General features: G+C 54.0%; 1 protein-coding gene. It reads right to left on the bottom strand.

Annotation, left to right across the window (positions count from 1 at the left end; genetic code table 11):
- Positions 1 to 493, bottom strand: a 493-nt coding sequence (locus J0A65_RS25630; RefSeq protein ID WP_206597030.1) for a DUF1302 family protein, incomplete at both ends; no start/stop codon positions are given.

Here is a 493-nt window from a genome sequence, read left to right as displayed (position 1 = left end):
AATCTGCGTCGCCTGACCCAGCACCTGCCCAAGCAGGTCGTTGGTCGTCGCGATGCCAATCGGCATGTTCGGACGATAAGCCAGTTCACCGAAAACAGACGTCTCGACAATCGTAGTGTTGAAGCTCATGCCGTACATACGGATGTCTTCGACGTATTCGCGGCTGGCGTTAATCTGGTTGGCCAAGTCAACGGTCACCAAGCCCCCAGCAGTGGTGGGACTACCAACAGCACCGGCAAGAGCAGCAAACTGGGCTGCAGTCAGGCCTGCATAATCGTCATTGATGTCAGCGTAGATATACGGTTCTTTGGAGTGGTAATTGATGAAGTAGAAACCGAACTCGGTAGAGTTGAGCTCCTCAGCAATGTAACGGAACGCCACCCCGAATTGCCCATCGTTCTTCGCATTCAGGTCAGAGCCGATTCGCGCGACCTTGAAGGCATCGGGACCTGCATATTCACTACCCTTCAGACCGAAGCCAGGGTTGAGCAAT

This window comes from Bowmanella yangjiangensis, assembly GCF_017255015.1.
GTDB classification, from domain to species: Bacteria; Pseudomonadota; Gammaproteobacteria; order Enterobacterales; family Alteromonadaceae; genus Bowmanella; species Bowmanella yangjiangensis.
The sequence above is the reverse complement of the archived record's forward strand: the minus strand, read 5'-3'. Positions and strand labels throughout refer to the sequence as shown.